The organism is Pseudomonas fluorescens, from assembly GCF_902498065.1.
In the GTDB taxonomy this organism is placed as follows: domain Bacteria; phylum Pseudomonadota; class Gammaproteobacteria; order Pseudomonadales; family Pseudomonadaceae; genus Aquipseudomonas; species Aquipseudomonas fluorescens_BJ.
The window spans coordinates 20,615-40,512 of the sequence record NZ_CABVIR010000013.1; the positions used below are offsets into that span (position 1 = coordinate 20,615).

Consider the following 19,898-nt stretch of genomic DNA (forward strand, 5'->3'; position numbering starts at 1 on the left):
GGCTCCTGCAGGTTTTGTGTCAATTCACTATTCCGAACACCCCACAACCCTGTGGGAGCGGGCTTGCCAGCGATGGCGCCCGAGAAATCGCCATCGCCGGCAAACCGGGCTCCTACAGGGTTGTGCGTGGAAGAGCGCGCACGGCGCGGCAGCGCCAGGCGAACGGGTTGATGCCTTCGCTGCGGGTGAAGATGTGGCAGAAGTGCGCCTGATCGCAGAAGCCGCATTCGAGGCTGATCTGCGTGAGGCTCAGGTCGGTGCTCCGGATCAGTTGCTTGGCCCGGACGATGCGCTGGTGGCGAATCCAGTCCTGGGGCGAGAGGCCGGTGCTGCACTTGAACGCGCGTGAAAAATGACTTCGCGAGAGCGCGCAGGCGCGGGCCAGTTCGGTCACTTCTATGGTTTCACCAAGATGCTCGAGGATCAGTTGCTTGGCCAGGCTTTCGCGCCACGGGGTCAGGCCACCCGTGATTTTTTTTGGCGTTTCAGTGACGGTCGCGCAGGCGACGTTTTGCTGAGAATGTGCCATGACAAATGTCCGTGTCGGTGAACGTCATTCTTGGGCGCGAGCGCTCTGGCAGGCGAGTTAAACGTTGTTAATTTCCTCTGCGCGCAGTTAAGGACAACCGTGCCAACTCAGCACATTGCTGCAATTTTCAGGACGGGGGGCCGTGCATGATTGATGTCAATTGGCGGATCTGTGCAGGGCCGCTTTTGCGATTCGATCAAGGGTGAAGGCATGAAACATTCTCTGGTTTGCTCGTTGGGCCTCGCGATGGCGCTGGCGTCCGGCAGTTCCTCGGCTCAGGCACCGGCACAAGTTGGCTCGCAAGTGCCCGGCTACTTTCGATTGGCCGTAGGCGATTTTGAGGTGACCGCACTGTTCGATGGTTACAACGACCTGTCGCCCAAACTGCTCAAGGGCCTGACCCAAAGCCAGATTCGCGCGCTGCTGGCCCGTCGTTCGATTGAAACGCCGGGGGTGCAGACTGCGTTCAACGCTTTTCTGATCAACACCGGCAAACAACTGATTCTGGTGGACACCGGCGCCGGCCAGTGCATCGGGGCGACGGCGGGCATGCTCTCGGACAACATGAAAGCCGCCGGGTACGAACCTTCGCAAGTCGACACGATTCTGTTGACCCACCTGCACCTGGACCATGTATGCGGGCTGGTCGACGGCCAGCAGAAACCGGTGTTCGCCAACGCCACGGTCTACGCCGCGAAGGCCGAAGCCGATTACTGGCTCGATCCTCAGGCCCTCGCCAAGGCTCCCGAGGGTGCCAAACCGTATTTCAAAATCGCCCAGGACTCCACGGCGCCGTACGTCGCGGCAGGTCGCTTTAAAACGTTCGACGCCGGTCAGTCGCCTGTACCGGGCGTCGAAGCCACGCTGGAAGCTGGACACACACCGGGCAGCACCACGTACCGTTTTACTTCGCAGGGGCAGAGCATCCTGTTCATGGGCGATCTGGTGCATAACCTCGCGGTGCAGTTCTTGCACCCGGAAGTCTCGATCGGCTTTGACGTCAACAGCCAGCAAGCAATCAAGAGCCGCGCCAAGGTGTTCAGCGATGCAGCCGTCAGCAAAACCTGGGTGACGGCGGCGCACTTGCCGTTTCCGGGCATCGGCCACATCGCCGCAGAGGGTAAGCATTTCCAATGGGTGCCGGTCGAATACGGTCCCTATAAACGTGCGGCGAAAGTGCCGCTGATCGAGTAAAGTCCGACGCATTCACAAGGGGAACCGAGCCTATGAACCGTAACGATCTGCGCCGCGTCGACATGAACCTGTTGGTTATTTTCGAGGCCTTGATGTTCGAGAAGAACCTGACCCGGGTGGCTGAGAAATTGTTCATGGGCCAACCGGCGGTGAGTGCGGCGTTGGGTCGGTTACGGGATCTGTTTGACGATCCGTTGCTGTTGCGTAATGGCCGCGGCATGGAGCCGACCGGGCGGGCGCTGGCGATTCTCAAAGAGCTGCAGCCGGCGATGGATGTGATTTCCGGAGCGGTCAGCCGAGCTAAAGAATTCGATCCGACGACCAGCTGCGATGTGTTTCGCATCGGGCTGTCCGACGATGCCGAGTTCGGCTTGTTTCCACCGTTATTGCGGCAACTGCAAGAGGAGGCGCCGGGGATCGTGGTGGTGGTGCGCCGGGCCAACTATCTGCTGATGCCGGCATTGCTGGCCTCGGGAGAGATCTCTGTGGGGGTGAGTTACACCACGGATCTGCCGGCGAATGCCAAGTGCAAGAAGTTGCGCGACATTCCCTGCAAGGTGCTGCGCGGGGATAAGCGCCCGGGATTGCTGACGCTGGATGAATACTGCGAGCGTCCCCATGCGATGGTGTCGTTTTCCGGCGACTTGAGCGGCAATATCGATCTGGATCTGGCCAAGGTCGGCCGCAGCCGTCGTGTGGTATTGGGTGTGCCGCAGTTCAGCGGTTTGCGCGCGTTGCTCGCCGGCACTGAGATGATTGCGACGGTGCCGGATTATGCTGCATGTGCCCTGGTTGAGGGGTGTGCGTTGCGGGCGGAGGATCCGCCGTTTCCCATCGATGCCGCGCAGCTTTCGATGGCGTGGAGCGGGGTGCATGATAATGATCCGGCCGAGCGGTGGTTGCGGTCGCGAATCAGTGAGTTCATGTCGAGGCCTTTGCCTATCTCGGCTTGAACGTGGCGGCCTTGGGGCCGAACACATTTTATTTGATGTTCTCGATCGCCTTGTAATACCTTGGATGTGTTGGGCTGGACGCTCGAAAAAACTGCACGCTGAGAACGAGAAAGCCGCGATATTCGCGGCTTTTTTGTGAGTCAACGTGGCCTGCTCAAACCCCGTTCCTGGTGTTTTGCGGTCCGCGTGGCTGTTGGGTTGCATCCGCCACTTCCGCGGTCTTTTCCTGAGTCTCATGCACCGCCTGGATGATGACCTTGGCCACGTCGGCCGGACGTGACTGCTGCGGCACGTGGCTGGCTTCGACTTCGGTGACCTGCGCTTTCAACTTCTTGGCAAACGCACGCTGCAGATCGGGTTGGATCATGCGGTCTTCGCGGGCGACGACGTACCAGGTCGGTTTGCCCTTCCAGGCAGCGACGCTGGTTTTGTCATCGAATGCCGAGGCGCGAATCGGTCCCTGCGTGGCGGCCATGACGGCGGTCTGCGCGGCGGGAAGATCCTGAGCGAAACCGGTAGCCATGCCTTGGGGGGTCATGTAGAGAAAATCGTTTTTATCAGCGGCGATGTCTTTCACGCCGGGCGGTGCCGGGTAGTCTTTACCCAGATCCTTACTCGCCTGACCCGCATCCGGGGCAAACGCGGCGACGTAGACCAGGGCGCGAACTTTCTGGTCTGTACCGACCTGACTGATGACTGTACCGCCCCAGGAGTGTCCGACCAGCACGACGCCGTTGTCCTGGTTGTTCAACACGCGTTGCGTAGCCGCTACGTCATCGGCAAGGGAAGTCAGCGGGTTTTGCACCACGGTAACCTTGATACCTTCGGCCTGCAGAAGTGGAACAACCTTGCCCCAGTCGGAGCCGTCAGCGAAAGCACCGTGTACGATCACCACCGACGGTTGCGGGGCGGCGGCCTGGCTGCCGACGGTGAACAGTGAAGAGGTCATGGCGAGTGCGAGGGCGATAGCCTTGGGTTTGAACATGGTTGGAACTCCTGTGGTTGGTGTGACGCAGTTTCGGGAATACGGGGGCGGTCCGGTATCGGTCGTTTATCCGAGGCAGGCAAAAAAATCAGCGAAGAAAGGGGAGTGTCATGCGCGAGAGTGACGGCATCGAGCTGGAGAGTGCGATCCTGGCGTTGTCCATGGTCGGGGACCTGAGCATGGGCCAGCCCTTCGACCAGTCACGCCGTACGGCTCGCCTGGTGCAGTTGCTCGCACAGTCCTGCCACGGTGCCGGCGAACACACCGAAGTCGCACGACAAGTGGCCTTGCTTCGCTGGTCGGGGTGTACGGCCAATGCCGAGGGTTTTACCCGTTTGCTGGGCGATGACGTCGAGGGCCGCAACGCCATGCTGAGCCAGACACTGGGTGCGGCAGGCCTGCGCGCGATGCGCAAATCGGCGCCGTTAGCCGTGGTGCATTGCGAGGTGTCGGGCGATATCGCGCACACGCTTGGCCTGAGCACGCCGGTCGAACACGGGCTGCGACGTGTGTTCGAGCAGTTCGACGGTGAAGGCAAACCTTTTGGCTTGCGCCATCCCGAGGTGCCTGAGGTTGTCTATCAAGTACTGCTGGCCGGTGATCTGGAAATCCTCTCCCGGGTTCACGGATTGGATGCAGCACTGGAATGGATCGCGGCCAAGGGTGATCGTCGCTATCCGGCGTCGCTGGCTGCAAAACTTGCGCTCAATGCCAAAGACTGGCTGGAATCGTTGCGCGTGCCGCAAGACGATCCTTCGCAACCGCAGGGAAGCAAGGGGCAGGTTGCGCTGACGCTGGTCGGGGATGTGATCGACCTCAAGCTGCCTTGGCTGGCGGGCTACTCACGCCGGTCGGCCGAACTTGTCCGGGAGGCCGCGAGGTTGTGGGGCTTGTCGGAACAGTCGGCTGACCAGGCCGCGAAAGCCGCGTTGATTCATGGCATCGGCCGGGCGGCGGTGCCCAACCGAATCTGGAACACGACGGGCGCTTTGCTGGACGGTGATCTCGAACAGGTTCGGCTGGTGCCTTACTGGACGTCGCGCGCCTGCGGCCAGATCCCTGAACTGTCGGCGCCGGGTCGACTGGCGGCGAATGCTTATGAACGACTGGATGGCAGTGGCTACTTCCGTGGCCTGGAGGGCGATGCCTTGCCCGCCGAGCAGCGTTTGCTGGCGGCCACGCTGGTCTGGCAGGCATTGCGTTGCGACCGGCCGTGGCGTCCGGCCTTCAGTGACAGTGACGCCGAGCGTCTCTTGCTCCACGAAGCCGCGCTGGGGCGTTTCGACCCTCAGGCCTGTCAGGCGGTCATCGCGGCGGCTCGCGGCGAGAGCGCCGTCGCGCCCAGGGGAAACGCCAGCCCGCTGAGCGACCGCGAGACGCAAATCCTGCAGCGCATCAGCATGGGCGGCAGCAACAAAGAGGTGGCGCGCCAGCTCGGCATCAGCCCGAGCACGGTGCGCACCCATGTCGAGAGTGTGTTCCGCAAACTGCAATGCACGACCCGTGCGGCGGCGACGCTGAAGGCGCTGACGCTCGGATTGATATAACCCTCAAATGGGGATGTGGGTGGTCGACAACACCTGGCGCAACCCCATGAATGAACGAATCTGGCGAACCCCCGGCAGGTAAAGCAACTGCTCCGCGTGCAGGCGGTTGAAGCTGTTGCTGTCCTTGGTGCGGATCAACATGAAGTAGTCGAATTCCCCCGTCACCACATGGCACTCCATGCAGCCGGACACTTTCTGTGCCGCGGCCTCGAAAGCGGCGAAGGATTCCGGCGTCGAGCGGTCCAGCACTACGCCGATCAACACCACCATGCCCGCGTCCAGCGCGTCGTTGTCCAGCAGCGCGACAATGCCCTTGATCAGGCCCGCCTGTTTGAGGCGTTCGACGCGCCGCAGACAGGCCGGCGCGCTCAGTTTTACCTTCTCGGCAAGCGCCACATTGGAGATGGAGGCGTCTCGCTGCAGGGTCTTGAGAATGGCGCGATCGGTCCGGTCCAGCGTGAGCGGCTCCGCACCGGGAGTGCCGGGTTTCTTATGGTTATTTGTTGCGCTCATAGTTAATTCTGCACAATAAAAGTATGTTTTAAGTAATAGCTGTTGATTTATGTTTCTTTAATTGATTGAAACTTGCAACACATATTTTTGGCTTTGTTCTTAATATTGAACTCATCGAAGCCCCTCTGAAAGAACCTGAAATGCAGCCTGTTGGCCTTTCGGTCTGGCGCTTGGATATCCAATAATCAAGGAGCAAAGCCATGAACCTGAATCGTTTTAAACGTTATCCGTTGACCTTCGGCCCTTCACCCATCACGCCCTTGAAACGCCTCAGCGAACACCTGGGCGGCAAGGTCGAGCTGTATGCCAAACGTGAAGACTGCAACAGTGGTCTGGCCTTCGGTGGCAACAAGACGCGCAAGCTCGAATACCTGATTCCCGAAGCCATCGAGCAGGGCTGCGACACCCTGGTGTCCATCGGCGGGATCCAGTCGAACCAGACCCGCCAGGTCGCTGCCGTCGCCGCCCACCTCGGCATGAAGTGTGTGCTGGTTCAAGAAAACTGGGTGAACTACTCCGATGCCGTGTATGACCGCGTCGGCAATATCGAGATGTCTCGCATCATGGGCGCAGACGTGCGACTCGACGCCGCCGGGTTCGACATCGGCATCCGGCCGAGCTGGGAGAAGGCCATGAATGATGTGGTGGAGCGGGGCGGCAAACCGTTTCCGATCCCGGCGGGGTGTTCCGAGCATCCGTATGGAGGCCTCGGTTTCGTCGGTTTCGCCGAGGAAGTCCGCCAGCAGGAAAAAGAGCTCGGCTTCAAGTTTGATTACATCGTGGTCTGCTCGGTGACCGGCAGCACCCAGGCGGGCATGGTGGTCGGGTTTGCTGCCGACGGTCGTTCGAAAAACGTCATCGGTATCGACGCTTCGGCCAAACCGGAAAAAACCAAGGCGCAGATCCTGCGTATCGCCCGGCACACCGCTGAACTGGTGGAGCTGGGGCGCGAAATCACCGAGGAGGATGTGGTGCTCGACACACGGTTCGCCTATCCGGAATACGGGTTGCCCAACGACGGCACGCTGGAGGCCATTCGTCTATGCGGCAGCCTTGAAGGCGTGCTGACCGACCCGGTGTACGAAGGCAAATCCATGCACGGGATGATCGAGATGGTTCGCCGTGGCGAGTTCCCCGACGGCTCGAAAGTGCTTTACGCACACCTCGGCGGGGTGCCTGCGTTGAATGCCTACAGCTTCCTGTTCCGTAACGGCTGATCCAGAGCCGAACACCTGTAGGAGCCGGCTTGCTGGCGATAGCGTCAGTGCCTTCAGCAGCGATGTTGCCTGACCCACCGCTATCGTCGGAACACCGCCAGCGACAAGCCGGCGCCTACAGGGATGGGGGCAACAGCGCCGGATCGTTCAAATTACCGGGAGTAGCGCCATGCATGCGATATCGCAATCCGCCGTCTGGATCAAGGAACCCTCGGCGGATGCCGGAGTGGTCATCGTGACCAGTGCCGCGTTGCCCAAATACATGATCGACAAGCTGCACGTGGCCATCGATGACTGGGATCAGGTGGCTTACCTGGCCGTCAAGCAATCCAGGGAACTGATGCTCGACTGGTTGCGGGTCGGGTTCAACCCCGGGCAATCGACGCGAGTCGATGCGTGTGACGCCGGTCAACTGCTGCGCTACGTTTCCAAAGGCAGCTTTTTACTGGACGTCGAAGTCGGCGCGGCCCCTGTCCTGGCTTGGCTGGGCTCTGTCTGTGGTCACCCGTTGCGCGTCGTCGAACTGGGAGAAGTAGCGTCCTCCAGCGCGGCGATGGATCGACAGGTGGAAGCGGTTCTATCGGCCACCCGGAGCCTGGCGAAAAGCGTGCTGCAGGAACGCTGCGGCATTTAGCAATCAGCCCCCCCCAAACAAGAAAGGCGAAGCCTATGAGCCAAACTGCCGACTGTCGCAAAGCCATGAAGTGGATGCGCGAGCCTTCAAGTTGCACGCGTATCGTCGTCATCGCGTCCGGACTTGAAAGCGATCATATTGACTTGATCCACCAGGGCTTCAGCTGTTTTGACAATGTTGCGATGATCCATGTCGAGACGGCGAATGTCGTCTCGGCGGAGCGTTCCATCCTCGAGGCGATGGAGCAAGTCAAAAGACTCGCCCGAGCCAGCCATTCGCGCCACCTTGAAGTGTTTCCCGACACCTGCAGGAGTTGCCCATGAACCCGTCCGACATTCATGCCCAATTGCCGGGCCAGACCGCTGAAGATGCCCAGGAAATCGCTGAATGGCGGGACGCCCTGCTATCGGTCATCGCCCATGGCGGTGCCGGGCAAGCCAGGCAGATCATGGACATGCTGGTGACGCTGGCCAGCACTGCCGAAATGCGCTGGCGGCCGCGCCACGGCACGCCCTACATCAACACCATCAGCGTTGAGCAGCAGCCGGTGTTTCCCGGGGATCTGGCGCTCGAAGAACGCCTGGCCTCGATCATGCGCTGGAACGCGTTGGTCATGGTGGCGAGAGCCAACCAGGCCTACGGAGAACTCGGCGGCCACATCGCCAGTTACGCGAGCGCCGCCGATTTGTTTGAAGTGGGCTTCAACCACTTCTTCAGGGCGCGCACTGAAACCAGTGGCGGTGATCTGGTGTTCTACCAGCCCCACTCGGCGCCCGGCGTCTATGCACGGGCTTTTCTGGAGGGCCGCCTCGAGGAGAAGGATCTGCAGCATTACCGGCAAGAGATCGGCGCGCGCGCCAATGGCGCCCGTGGCCTGTCGAGTTATCCTCACCCGTGGTTGATGCCGGACTTCTGGCAGTTCCCGACCGGCTCGATGGGCATCGGTCCGATCAGCTCGATCTACCAGGCGCGGTTCATGCGTTACCTGGAACACCGCGGCTTGCAAGACACCGCCGGGCGCACGGTTTGGGGGGTGTTCGGCGACGGTGAAATGGATGAGCCGGAAAGCATGTCGGCCCTGACGCTGGCGGCGCGCGAAGGGCTGGATAATCTGGTGTGGGTGGTCAACTGCAACCTTCAGCGACTGGACGGTCCGGTGCGGGGCAACGGTCGCATCATCGACGAGCTGGAGGCGCTGTTCGGTGGCGCGGGCTGGAACGTCATCAAACTGGTCTGGGGCTCCGACTGGGACGGACTGTTTGCGCGGGATCACGACGGCGCGCTGGTCAAGGCCCTGTCCACCACGGTCGATGGCCAGTTCCAGACCTTTGCCGCCAAGGACGGTCGTTTCAACCGCGAACAGTTCTTTGGCCAGAACGAAGCACTGGCTCACCTGGCCCAGGGCCTGACCGATGAACAGATCGACCGCCTCAAACGCGGTGGCCACGACGTGGTGAAGATTTTTGCCGCGTACCACAGCGCGATGCGCGAGGGCAGAAAACCCACGGTGATTTTGGCGCAGACCAAAAAAGGTTTCGGCATGGGCGATGCCGGGCAGGGAAAAATGACTGTCCATCAGCAGAAGAAACTCGACAATGACGCCTTGATCGCCTTCCGCAACCGCTTCAATTTGCCGCTGACCGATGAACAGGCGACCTCGCTGAGCTTCTTCAAACCTGCCGACGACAGCGCAGAAATGCGTTACCTGCACGAACGTCGCCGGGCATTGGGCGGCTACATGCCCTCGCGACCTGCCACGTCGACGTCGTTGGCCGTGCCAGATGTCAACAGCTACGCCGGGTTCGCCATTGCCGCCGAAGGCAAGGAAATGTCCACTACCATGGCCTTCGTGCGGATGCTCAGCGGTTTGCTCCGGGACAAACAACTGGGCCCGCGCATCGTGCCGATCGTGGCGGATGAGGCGCGTACGTTCGGCATGGCCAGCCTGTTCAAGCAGATCGGTATCTATTCCAGCGTGGGCCAGCGTTATGAACCGGAGGACATCGGTTCGATCCTCAGTTATCGGGAGGCGCTCGATGGGCAGATTCTCGAAGAAGGCATCAGCGAGGCGGGGGCGATCAGTTCCTGGGTAGCGGCCGCGACCAGTTATTCGGTGCATGGCCTGCCGATGTTGCCGTTCTATATCTACTACTCGATGTTCGGCTTCCAGCGCATCGGCGACCTGATCTGGGCGGCGGCGGACCAGCGCGCGCGTGGGTTCCTGCTCGGCGCCACGGCGGGTCGCACGACGTTGGGCGGCGAGGGTTTGCAGCACCAGGACGGCAACAGCCACCTGATGGCGGCGATGGTGCCCAACTGCCGGGCCTACGATCCGGCGTTCGCCGGCGAGTTCGCGGTCATTCTGGATCACGGCATGCGCCAGATGCTGGAGCGTCAGGTCGACGAGTTTTACTACGTCACCTTGATGAACGAGAACTACCCACAGCCCAACCTGCCCGAGGGTGTCGAACAGGCCATTGTCAAAGGCATGTACTTGTTCGCCCGACATGAAATCGAGGATGCCCGCGGCAGCGTTCAGTTGTTGGGTTCCGGTGCGATCCTGCTTGAAGTGATCGCCGCGGCGGAGTTGCTGGCCAGCGACTGGAACATCGACAGCGAAGTCTGGAGCGTCACCAGCTTCACCGAACTGGCCCGCGAGGCCCGTGAAGTGGAGCGCTGGAATCGCCTGCATCCCGGACAACCGACGCGGCGCAGCCACGTTCAGGAATCGCTCAACGACGCAGCGCCGATCATCGCCTGTACCGATTACGTGCGCGCCTTGCCCCAACTGATCGCCAGTTACGTGCCGGCGCGGTACACGGCACTTGGCACCGACGGATTTGGCCGCAGTGATACCCGTGGCAGGTTGCGCTCGTTTTTTGAAGTGGACCGCCATCAGATCGTCTTGAGCGCCCTGACGTCACTGGTTCAGGAAGGACGCCTCGATGTCGGCGTGTGCGCCGAAGCGATTGCGCGCTACGCGATTGATGTGGACGCCATCGCGCCTTGGGAAGCTTGAAGCCGGGCTTCAGGTCGAGTCGAATTTTCAGGAAATGGTCATGAAGAATGTGCATGAAGTGCGAATGCCCGACATCGGCGATGCCAAGGATGTCGGTGTCATAGAAATACCGGTCAAGGTGGGCGATGCGGTGGTCGAAGGGCAGACCCTGATCATCGTCGAGACCGACAAGGCGTCCATGGAAATTCCATCGCCGCAGACGGGCGTGTTGCAATCGTTGGTGGTCAGGCTGGATGACAAAGTCAGCGAGGGATCGCCGATTGCCTTTATCGAAAATGAAGAGCGATTGGCGACGTCTGCGCCCAGCATAGAGCCCGTTGCAACGGTCGCGGCGCCTCTGTCGGTGGCTGAGCCAGCGTTGCTCATCGAAGCGTTTAATCCACCAACGGACTTGCCGCTGGCATCGCCATCGGTTCGCAAGTTCTCTCGTGAGCTGGGTGTTTCGCTCAAGGCCATTCAGGGCACGGGTCTACGTCGCCGCATCACCAAAGCCGACGTGTTGGCCCATGTGAAAGGCGTACTGACGGTAACTGAAACCGGTGTTCAGCCATTGGGCGGATTGCTGCCCTGGCCGGTGGTGGATTTTGCCAAATACGGGCCGGTGGAAACCCGGACACTGTCGAGAATCCGCAAAATCAGCGGGGCGAACCTGCATCGCAATTGGCTCATGATTCCCCACGTGACCAATCATGACGACGCCGATATCACGCAGCTCGAACAATTCCGCGTGCAGGTGAACAAGGAAAAGGCCGGCAGCGGGGTTAAGTTGACGTTGCTGGCGTTGTTGATGAAAGCCTGTGCCGGCGCATTGAAAAAATTCCCTGAGTTCAATGCCAGTCTCAATGGCGACGACCTGGTGTTAAAGCGCTATTGCCACATCGGTTTCGCCGTCGATACGCCCGAAGGGTTGGTCGTCCCCGTCATCAAGGACGTCGATCAGAAAGGCGTGCTGGCGATTGCCCGGGAAATGTCGGCGCTGGCTGAAAAGGCGCGGGGGGGCAAATTGAGCGTTGCCGAGATGAGTGGCGGCTGCTTTTCGATCTCGTCGTTGGGCGGTATTGGCGGGACGTATTTCACGCCGATCATCAATGCGCCGGAAGTCGCCATTCTCGGGGTGGGCAAAAGCACGGAACGACTCGTGCTGGAGGGCGGGCAGGTTGTCGCGCGCAATATTCTGCCGTTGAGCCTGAGTTGGGACCATCGCGTGATCGATGGCGCGACGGCGGGGCGTTTCAACGCGTATCTGAGCAGTGTGCTGGCGGATTACCGCCGGTTGGTTCTGTGACCCGGTTGCCGGTTTACCGGGTTCGTTTAGTCACTTAACTGACAACTTCCCCGGTCGCGGACACAATTCAGATACATAAGTGCGGTTTCATGGGACCGTCCAACACCACAAAGAGGCTTTTGCCATGTTCCGCAAACTGCAGCTTGCCGCCAGGTTTCTCAGCCAGAGCACGCGCCTGATGGTGGGCGTTCCGGATTACGACAACTACGTCGCACAGATGAAGCGCAATCATCCGGACGAACCGGTCATGAGCTATTCGGCGTTTTTTCGTGAGCGTCAGGAAGCACGCTACGGCAAACGCAGTTGCACGACGCGGTGCTGCTGAACGCCGGTTGATCGGCGGTCACCGAAAAGGCCTCGTCCTCTCTGAGAGGGCGAGGCTTTTTGCGTTAAATGGTTAGCAAACTGTCCGCATGCAGCCACTTTAATTCGGAGCCTTCAATCAGTAATGTGTCACACCGACATTTGGATGGAGCCGAATCATGCCCCTCACTCACCGCCCCGTACGCGCTGAAGATGTTCTGGCGATCTGTAATTTCCCGCAAACCCCTGAAGAACTGTTTTTCATGTTTCCGAAGGGGCAGTACCCGCTGACGGACGCCCAATTACTTGCATCGATTGCCCAGCGTTCTGACTCAACGGTGGTTGAAGAGAACGGCTGTGTGATTGGTTTTGCGAACTTTTACCGGTTTGAGCGCGAAGGCGTGTGCGCGATCGGCAATGTGATCGTGGCACCCAGGGCCCGGGGAAAGGGCGTGGCGAAATTTCTGGTGGAGACGATGGTGGGGCTGGCGGTCGATCGTCACCAGGCCAGTGAAGTGCAGATTTCATGCTTCAACGAAAACACAGCGGGACTGCTGCTGTATCCGCAGCTCGGTTTTGTACCGTTCGGTATTGAGGACCGGCTCTCGCCGGATGGTCGTCGGGTCGCACTGTTGAACATGCGGTTGCTGACGCACGCCTGACCCTCGGACATCCCCTTACAAACGCAAACAATCCCGCCCCGTCCTCATCCAGCCGCGTGACTAGACTAACCAAGGTTATCGAACGACAGGGGCGACAACCGTGGCGCTACTCCTATGGACTCATTGATCACCGCCGCAGCGCGGGCACTGGCGGCGGGCGACCCGCTCGGAGCGCTGGACCGGGTGGCGTTGCGTGACGATGCGCCCGCGCTCGCGTTGCGCGGTATCGCCATGGCGCAGCTCGGCGATCTGGTTCGGGCGAAAGCGCTGATGAAAAGCGCCGCGCGCGCATTCGGCCCGAAAGAGGCGTTGGCGCGGGCGCGGTGCGTGGTGGCTGAGGCCGAAATTGCGCTGGCTTCGCGCGACCTGGGCTGGCCAGTGAAGGCGCTCGAAGCTGCACGGGTGACGCTGGAGGCGCACGGGGATCGAGTGAACGCCGCTCACGCGCGGTATCTGCAGATTCGGCGATTGTTACTGATCGGGCGCCTCGACGAGGCTGACGTTCTGCTCGCTGCGCTGGACCCTGCAACGCTGCCACCGGTTTTGCGCGCCGCCCATGAATTGGTGGCGGCGGGTATTGCGATCCGCCGCCTGCAATCGCAAACAGCCCGACATGCCCTGACGAGGGCCGAGCATGCCGCGCGCGAGGCGGGTATCCCGGCGCTCACTGCCGAGGTCGAAAACGCCTTTCTCGTCCTGAACTCCCCGGCAGCGCGCCTGATCGCCCATGGCGAAGAGCGACCGTTGTTACTGGATGAAGTTGAAGCCGTGCTCGAGTCGACCGCGCTGGTGGTGGACGCCTGCCGTTATGCCGTGCGCGGCGCCGGCATGTCGGTTTCCCTGTCCAGGCGCCCGGTGCTGTTCGCCCTCGTGCGGGCGTTGGCCGAAACCTGGCCGGCGGACGTATCGAGGGAGACACTGATTCGCCGGGCGTTTCGCCTGAAGCTATCGGACGAGTCCCATCGAGCGCGCTTGCGTGTTGAAGTCGGGCGCCTGCGCTCGGCGCTGAAACCCTTGGCGGGTGTCGTCGCCACCCAACACGGGTTTGCACTGGTGGCGCTGGTTTCATCCGACGTGGTGGTGCTGGCGCAACCGGTGGAAGAACGATACGCGGCGCTGTTTGCGTTGCTCGCCGACGGCGAATCCTGGTCAAGTTCAGCGCTGGCGTTGGCCCTCGGCAGCAGTCAACGCACGGTGCAGCGCGCACTCGACGCGCTGGCGGCGGCCGGCAAAGTGCAGCCATTCGGGCGTGGCCGGGCCCGGCGCTGGATGACCCCGCCGGTGCCGGGTTTCGCGACGACCTTGTTACTCCCGGCGCCTCTGCCGAGTGACTAGGATGAACGCCACGAACCCCTGAAGAGGCAATCGAGATGAAACACTCAAGCGCAGAAATCCTCCGTGAATATGGCCCGTTCACCGGCGTCGACAGCGTGCATGGTGTGACCTGGGACGGTGAACGTGTCTGGTTTGCCAGTGGCGAACAGCTCATCGCGCTCGACCCGGCCAGCGGCAAGACCTTGCGTTCAATCGAGGTTACCGCCGACGCGGGCACGGCGTTTGACGGCCAGCACCTGTTCCAGCTCGCCGCCGACCGCATCCAGAAAATCGACCCGCACACCGGCCAGGTGCTCAGCACCATCCCGGCACCGGGTGGCGGCAATGATTCCGGGCTGACGTGGGCTGAAGGTACGTTGTGGGTCGGCCGTTATCGCGACCGGAAAATTCACCAGATCGACCCCGAGACCGGCGCGATTTTGCGCACGATCGAGTCCAACCGCTTCGTTACCGGAGTGACCTGGGTTGATGGGCAGCTTTGGCATGGAACGTGGGAAGGGGAGGAAAGCGAGTTGCGCCGCGTGGATTCCGAAACCGGGGAAGTGCTGCATAGCGTCAAGATGCCGACCGGAGTCGGCGTGTCGGGACTTGAGTCCGATGGCGGCGATCAGTTCTTTTGCGGCGGCGGTGGCAGCGGGAAGGTGAGGGCGGTGCGCCGGCCTGCGTGACGCCTCATGATATTTGCTGCGTTCCCGGCCTCAAGGCGCTCCAAACAACATCGTCCAGTAAACCCCTTCGTCACTGCGCGAGTCCGTCGCGTAGGCGGCTCCCACTTGGGTGAACATCGGGCTCATCAGGTTGGCACAGTGTCCGGGACTGGCGAGCCAGCCTGCCATTGCCTTGCTCGGTGAGCCTTGGCCCGCGGCGATGTTTTCTCCGATCTGGCGGCCACGGAATCCGGCAGCTCTCGCACGGTCGGCCGGCGTATCACCGTCGGGATCACGGTGTGCGAAGTAATTTCCGTAGGCCATCGCCTTGCTGTGGCCCTGTGCTGCGGCCCCGAGGCTGGCATTCCAGGCGAGTGGTCGGGCGGCGGCGAAGCGCTGGCGCCCGCAGAGGCGCGGTTTTGCTCGCGCGGCGTTGACCTGGGCGAGCAAGGACCGGTTGACGGCTCGGGTGTCGTCCATTTGGCTGTCCAGTACCGGCCGCGCCAGCACCACTTGCCATTCGCTGCGGCTGCGACTGACGCCGATATCGGCGTATTGGTTATCCAGCAATGCCATGCAGTAGTCGCTCTGCAGCAGGTCGAAGGCCTCTTCGGCATCTTGCGCGCCGACCACGCGCAGGGTACGCACGGTCACTGCCTGATAACCGGACGCTTTCAACCGGTCCCGTAAGCCGCCACCGTAGCCGATCGGCAAAGCCAGATTGGATTTCAGCGTCAGCGGTGACAAACGTTGGGCAGGACGTCGTTCGCAGCGCTGCGGGTGGGCACGATAATCGTTGATGGCTTCCACCAGTTGCCGTTCCGCTCCGGCGTGGGCGGGGCTGGTGGTAAAAGCAAGCAGGGTAAACAGGCACAGCGAAGTCAAGCGCAAGGCGTGGGCGGTTTGGCGCATGGAAGGACAGCTCTGAAGAGATGACAACGGTTAGGGGAGGAATTGGCGCCGCTGTAAGACTGGGGAGCTGAAACAAGGTTCACGGTGCAGGAGGGCATATTTAACGGCGCCGCCGCGCGTCCGACGGACGTACCGTACGGTGCTGTTTTGCCGATAAGCAACATCCACACATCTCGCCCGCCATCTACACCCCCCATCCCTCCCGCACCGCGGTGCGAATCCCCTCCAGCAACATCGTAAACGCCGGGTTGTCATTGTTCTCGCGCCAGATCAAATGCAACTCGCTCTGCACACCTTCCCCCAGATCGATATCGCGAAACACCACGTTCTTGAACACCACGCTGCTGGCGCACCGTGGCACTAGCGCCAGACCCATGCCGGCGTTGACCAGCGCCAGGATGGTCAGCGACGAGCCGAGCCATTGCACGTATTCCGGGGCGACGCGGGCCGAGCGCAGCATGCCGGTCAGCAGTTCGTTGAACGGCGGATAGGCCGCGTGGGAGTACATCAGAAACGGTTGCGCATCGAGGTCTTTGACCGACACGGTTGCGGCGCTGGCCAATCGATGATGGCTGGGTACAGCCAGGACAAACGGCTCGCGCACCAGGCACTCGGTGGCGTAACCCGGTTCCAGCAACGGCGCGCGGACGATGCCCAGATCGATACGGCGGGCGCGCAGGGCTTCGTGCTGCTGGTAGGTGTTCATTTCCGCCAGGTCGATTTTCACGTGCGGTTGCTTGAGCCGGGCTTCGGCAATCACCTTGGGCAGGAATTCATACACCGCACTGCCGACAAAACTGATGTTGACCGTGCCGATATCGCCCTCGGCAAAACGCCGGGCGGTGGTGGCGGCTTGCTGTGCGCGTTCAAGCAGGTTTTGCGCTTCGATGAAAAATGCCCGGCCGGCAGCAGTCAGGGCGACGCTGCGGGTGGTGCGGGTAAACAGCTCGACGCCCAGGTGATGTTCCAGCAGCTGAATCTGTCGGCTGAGCGGCGGCTGGGTCATGTTCAATCGCTCGGCAGCACGCCGGAAGTTCAGTTCGGTGGCCACCGTGGTGAAGCAGCGCAGTTGGGTCAGTTCGAACATTGATCTAATCCAGGTATCAATCGAATGTCAAGTTAGATTAGACGGGATCAATGTCGGCGTCCATGATCGGCCTCGTCCCTAAAAAAACAATGAACGGGAGTCGCCCCTTGAATACCCTCCAGAGTCCGCCCGATCCGACTGTGCTCGCCCGCGCAGCGGCCAAGGTCAAGCGCCATGTGCTGCCGCTGTTCGTGGTGATGTTCATCGTCAATTACATCGACCGGGTCAACATCGGCTTCGTGCGCAGCCACCTGGAAACCGACCTTGGCATTGGCGCCGCTGCCTATGGCCTCGGTGCCGGGCTGTTCTTCATCGGTTACGCGATCTTCGAAGTCCCCTCCAACCTGCTGCTGCAACGCTACGGCGCCCGCGCCTGGCTGACGCGCATCATGTTCACCTGGGGCGCAGCGGCCATGGCCATGGCGTTCGTGCGCGGCGAAACCAGTTTCTATGTACTGCGCTTCATTCTCGGTGCGGCTGAAGCGGGGTTCTTCCCCGGCATCATTTATTACTTCACCCAATGGTTGCCGTCGACTGAGCGCGGCAAGGCCATGGCGATCTTCCTCAGCGGCTCGGCCATTGCCTCGGTGATTTCCGGCCCGGTGTCCGGTGCGCTGTTGAACGTCAGCGGTTTCAGCCTGCACGGCTGGCAGTGGATGTTCCTGATCGAAGGCTTTGCCTCGATCGTGCTCTGCGGGTTTGTCTGGTTCTGGTTGCAGTCTCATCCGCGTCAGGCGAACTGGCTGAGCGCGGAAGAAAAGGACGCGCTGGTTGACGCCATCGCCCTGGAACAGCGGGCCCGCGAGGCCACGCAGACGGTCAAGCCGTCGATGTTCAAATTGCTCGCCGACAAGCAGATCGCACTGTTCTGTTTCATCTACTTTTCCATTGCCCTGACCATCTACGGCGCGACGTTCTGGCTGCCGAGCATGATCAAGAAAATGGGCAACCTCGGCGACTTTCAGGTCGGCCTGTTCAACTCGATCCCATGGCTGATTTCCATCGTCGCGATGTATGGCTTCGCCGCCATGGCCAGCAAATGGAAACACCAGCAGGCCTGGGTTGCCTTGACCCTGGTGATTGCCGCGTTCGGCATGTTCATGTCCACCACTGGCGGGCCGATTTTCGCCTTCGTCGCCATCTGTTTTGCCGCGATTGGTTTCAAGGCCGCCTCAGCGTTGTTCTGGCCCATTCCGCAAGGCTATCTGGATGCCCGAGTCGCCGCGGCAGTGATCGCTTTGATCAACTCCATTGGCAACCTCGGCGGCTTCGTCGCCCCGACAGCGTTTGGTTTCCTCGAACAAAAAACCGGCTCCATCGAAGGCGGTCTCTACGGGTTGGCGGCCACCTCGCTGGTGGCGGCGGTGGTGATCTTTTTTGCCCGCACGGCCCCGCGTGGCGATCCCGTTCGCGCGTCGACCGGCCAACCTGCCGATGTCGCCGCGCCAGAAAGATCAGTCAGTCATCAAGCCTTGAGCTCAGGTCCAAAGGGAGCAGCCTCTTGAAAATCAAACGAGTCACCGTCACCCCCATCGCGTTCCGTGATCCGCCGCTGCTCAATGCCAGCGGGATTCACGAGCCGTTCGCGCTGCGCTCGATCATCGAGATCGAGAGCGACAATGGCTACATCGGTCTCGGTGAAAGTTACGGCGATGCGCCAGCGCTGTTGATCCAGCAGCAACTTCAAGCGCAATTGATCGGTCTCGATCCGTTCAACCTCAATCAACTGCGGCGCATCGTCCAGGCCACCGTGGCGGCGCACAAACCGGCGAGCATTGCCGGCGCGGAACTGGCACCGGGCTCGCACGCCAGCAAAGCGGTGAGCAACGCGTATTCGGCGTTCGAAGTGGCGTTCCTGGATTTGCAGGCACATTCGTTGAACGTGCCGTTGGTGGACTTGCTGGGCGGCGCGATCCGCGACGAGATTCCGTTCAGCGCCTACCTGTTTTTCAAGTACGCGCAGCATGTCGATTCGCCGTACAAACCGGACAATTGGGGCGAGGCGCTGAATGAAGAGCAGATCGTTGCCCAAGCGCGACGGATGATCGAGGCCTACGGTTTCAAGAGCATCAAACTCAAGGCCGGCACGCTGCCGCCGGAGCACGAAGTGTCGTGCATCAAGGCGCTGAAAAAGGCCTTCCCCGGTTACCCGTTGCGCATCGACCCGAATGGCAATTGGTCATTGGACACCTCGATTCGCATGGCTGAGTTGCTGGGCGATGACCTGCAATATTACGAAGACCCCACGCCGGGCCTCGACGGCATGGCCGAGCTGCACAAACGCACCGGGCTGCCGCTGGCGACCAACATGGTGGTCACCGATTTCGACGAGTTCCGGCGTAGCGTGGCGTTGAACAGCGTGCAGATCGTCCTCGCCGATCACCATTACTGGGGCGGGCTGCGCGACACGCAGGCGCTGGCGAAAATGTGCGACACCTTCGGTCTCGGCGTGTCGATGCATTCCAACTCGCACCTGGGCATCAGCCTGATGGCGATGGCGCATGTCGCCGCTGCGGTGCCCAATCTGGATTACGCCTGCGACACGCATTACCCGTGGCAGGAACCGGATGAAGAAGTGATCAAGGGCGGCAAGCTGCCGATCATCGATGGCTGCGTGAAAATCACGCGCGCGCCCGGGCTCGGTCTGGAACTGGATCACGATCAACTGGGCAAGCTGCATGATCAATACCTGACCTGCGGCATTCGTCAGCGCGATGACGTGAAGCAGATGCAACGTTACAAACCGGACTGGAAGGCAGTCAAACCGCGGTTTTGAGCTCGGTCAGCAAGCGTTCTATCTGCGCCAGCTCCCAGGTGCTGAGCAGGCTCACCGGGTCAGTGCCGTAACGTTGCCAACTGTCGAACAGGCCCTCGCGGCCGTCCGGGCTCTGGCAGCGTTGGCAGTGACGCAGGTGTTTTTCGTCGACATCAAGGGTTAGCTGCCAACCCTCGATGTCGACCTGCATCAGGCCGGATACGGACGGTTCGCCCGCTAAACGCAGAGGCCGAACCTCCAGGGCGGCGTCGCGCAATAGCTGGGAAATCTCGCGGGCGGTCAGCGCTGGCACAGGTGTCT

At 61.1% G+C, this 19,898-nt stretch carries 20 protein-coding genes; 14 read left to right on the forward strand and 6 right to left on the reverse strand.

Going from position 1 to position 19,898, the window contains the following annotated elements:
- Positions 1-112 precede the first annotated feature (112 nt).
- Positions 113-529 (reverse strand): helix-turn-helix domain-containing protein, encoded by a 417-nt coding sequence (locus tag F8N43_RS28795; RefSeq protein ID WP_150634178.1) that lies wholly within the window; start codon positions 527-529, stop codon positions 113-115.
- A gap of 210 nt (positions 530-739) precedes the next feature.
- Here F8N43_RS28795 and F8N43_RS28800 point away from each other — a divergent pair, with 210 nt between their 5' ends.
- Together F8N43_RS28800 and F8N43_RS28805 are read left to right on the forward strand one after the other, a co-directional pair.
- Positions 740-1,723, forward strand: coding sequence for an MBL fold metallo-hydrolase (locus tag F8N43_RS28800; protein ID WP_150654696.1), 984 nt, complete (start codon positions 740-742; stop codon positions 1,721-1,723).
- A 32-nt stretch (positions 1,724-1,755) separates the two neighbouring features.
- Entirely contained in the window at positions 1,756-2,676 is a 921-nt protein-coding gene (locus F8N43_RS28805; protein WP_150634176.1) for a LysR family transcriptional regulator, read from the forward strand.
- Between the two features lie 154 nt (positions 2,677-2,830).
- Here F8N43_RS28805 and F8N43_RS28810 read toward each other — a convergent pair whose 3' ends face one another.
- Positions 2,831-3,661: an alpha/beta hydrolase gene (locus F8N43_RS28810; protein WP_150654697.1), complete on the reverse strand. Its 831-nt coding sequence runs from the start codon at positions 3,659-3,661 to the stop codon at positions 2,831-2,833.
- A gap of 110 nt (positions 3,662-3,771) precedes the next feature.
- On the opposite strand from F8N43_RS28810, the gene F8N43_RS28815 reads away from it, so the two are divergent.
- Positions 3,772-5,208 (forward strand): HD domain-containing phosphohydrolase, encoded by a 1,437-nt coding sequence (locus F8N43_RS28815; protein ID WP_150654698.1) that lies wholly within the window; start codon positions 3,772-3,774, stop codon positions 5,206-5,208.
- A 3-nt stretch (positions 5,209-5,211) separates the two neighbouring features.
- Here F8N43_RS28815 and F8N43_RS28820 read toward each other — a convergent pair whose 3' ends face one another.
- Positions 5,212-5,721, reverse strand: a complete 510-nt coding sequence (locus F8N43_RS28820) for an Lrp/AsnC family transcriptional regulator (protein WP_017339281.1) — start codon at positions 5,719-5,721, stop codon at positions 5,212-5,214.
- 200 nt (positions 5,722-5,921) lie between these two features.
- On the opposite strand from F8N43_RS28820, the gene F8N43_RS28825 reads away from it, so the two are divergent.
- The 9 genes from F8N43_RS28825 to F8N43_RS28865 all read left to right on the forward strand — a co-directional run bounded on the left by F8N43_RS28825 (position 5,922) and on the right by F8N43_RS28865 (position 14,844).
- On the forward strand, positions 5,922-6,938 hold the full coding sequence (locus tag F8N43_RS28825; protein ID WP_150637162.1) for a 1-aminocyclopropane-1-carboxylate deaminase: 1,017 nt from the start codon (positions 5,922-5,924) through the stop codon (positions 6,936-6,938).
- A 169-nt stretch (positions 6,939-7,107) separates the two neighbouring features.
- The gene (locus F8N43_RS28830; RefSeq protein ID WP_150634171.1) at positions 7,108-7,572 is read left to right on the forward strand and encodes a transketolase; all 465 of its coding nucleotides are present in this window, start codon (positions 7,108-7,110) and stop codon (positions 7,570-7,572) included.
- Between the two features lie 35 nt (positions 7,573-7,607).
- Positions 7,608-7,895, forward strand: a complete 288-nt coding sequence (locus tag F8N43_RS28835) for a hypothetical protein (RefSeq protein ID WP_150634170.1) — start codon at positions 7,608-7,610, stop codon at positions 7,893-7,895.
- Positions 7,892-10,591 carry an alpha-ketoglutarate dehydrogenase gene (gene mdeB / locus F8N43_RS28840; protein ID WP_150654699.1) on the forward strand — a complete coding sequence of 900 codons (2,700 nt, stop codon included), beginning with the start codon at positions 7,892-7,894 and terminating at the stop codon, positions 10,589-10,591. The genes F8N43_RS28835 and mdeB overlap by 4 nt, the downstream gene beginning before the upstream one ends.
- 40 nt (positions 10,592-10,631) lie before the next feature.
- Positions 10,632-11,876, forward strand: coding sequence for a dihydrolipoyllysine-residue acetyltransferase (locus F8N43_RS28845; RefSeq protein ID WP_150654700.1), 1,245 nt, complete (start codon positions 10,632-10,634; stop codon positions 11,874-11,876).
- A 124-nt stretch (positions 11,877-12,000) separates the two neighbouring features.
- Positions 12,001-12,201, forward strand: a complete 201-nt coding sequence (locus F8N43_RS28850) for a YbdD/YjiX family protein (RefSeq protein ID WP_150637154.1) — start codon at positions 12,001-12,003, stop codon at positions 12,199-12,201.
- 157 nt (positions 12,202-12,358) lie between these two features.
- Positions 12,359-12,841 carry a GNAT family N-acetyltransferase gene (locus F8N43_RS28855; protein WP_150654701.1) on the forward strand — a complete coding sequence of 161 codons (483 nt, stop codon included), beginning with the start codon at positions 12,359-12,361 and terminating at the stop codon, positions 12,839-12,841.
- A 114-nt stretch (positions 12,842-12,955) separates the two neighbouring features.
- On the forward strand, positions 12,956-14,176 hold the full coding sequence (locus F8N43_RS28860; protein WP_150654702.1) for a helix-turn-helix domain-containing protein: 1,221 nt from the start codon (positions 12,956-12,958) through the stop codon (positions 14,174-14,176).
- Between the two features lie 35 nt (positions 14,177-14,211).
- On the forward strand, positions 14,212-14,844 hold the full coding sequence (locus tag F8N43_RS28865; protein WP_150637149.1) for a glutaminyl-peptide cyclotransferase: 633 nt from the start codon (positions 14,212-14,214) through the stop codon (positions 14,842-14,844).
- A 30-nt stretch (positions 14,845-14,874) separates the two neighbouring features.
- Here F8N43_RS28865 and F8N43_RS28870 read toward each other — a convergent pair whose 3' ends face one another.
- Both F8N43_RS28870 and F8N43_RS28875 read right to left on the reverse strand, forming a co-directional pair.
- Entirely contained in the window at positions 14,875-15,735 is an 861-nt protein-coding gene (locus tag F8N43_RS28870; RefSeq protein ID WP_150637147.1) for a CAP domain-containing protein, read from the reverse strand.
- A gap of 184 nt (positions 15,736-15,919) precedes the next feature.
- Positions 15,920-16,822: a LysR substrate-binding domain-containing protein gene (locus F8N43_RS28875; RefSeq protein WP_150654703.1), complete on the reverse strand. Its 903-nt coding sequence runs from the start codon at positions 16,820-16,822 to the stop codon at positions 15,920-15,922.
- 107 nt (positions 16,823-16,929) lie between these two features.
- Between F8N43_RS28875 and F8N43_RS28880 the strand changes: the two genes are divergently transcribed.
- Positions 16,930-18,327, forward strand: a complete 1,398-nt coding sequence (locus F8N43_RS28880; RefSeq protein ID WP_150637143.1) for an MFS transporter — start codon at positions 16,930-16,932, stop codon at positions 18,325-18,327.
- On the forward strand, positions 18,324-19,598 hold the full coding sequence (locus tag F8N43_RS28885) for a glucarate dehydratase family protein (RefSeq protein ID WP_150634762.1): 1,275 nt from the start codon (positions 18,324-18,326) through the stop codon (positions 19,596-19,598). Before F8N43_RS28880 ends, F8N43_RS28885 begins: the two co-directional genes overlap by 4 nt.
- On the opposite strand, the gene F8N43_RS28890 is transcribed toward F8N43_RS28885, so the two are convergent.
- Positions 19,582-19,890, reverse strand: a complete 309-nt coding sequence (locus tag F8N43_RS28890) for a hypothetical protein (protein ID WP_150634761.1) — start codon at positions 19,888-19,890, stop codon at positions 19,582-19,584. The genes F8N43_RS28885 and F8N43_RS28890 overlap by 17 nt on opposite strands.
- Positions 19,891-19,898 lie beyond the last annotated feature (8 nt).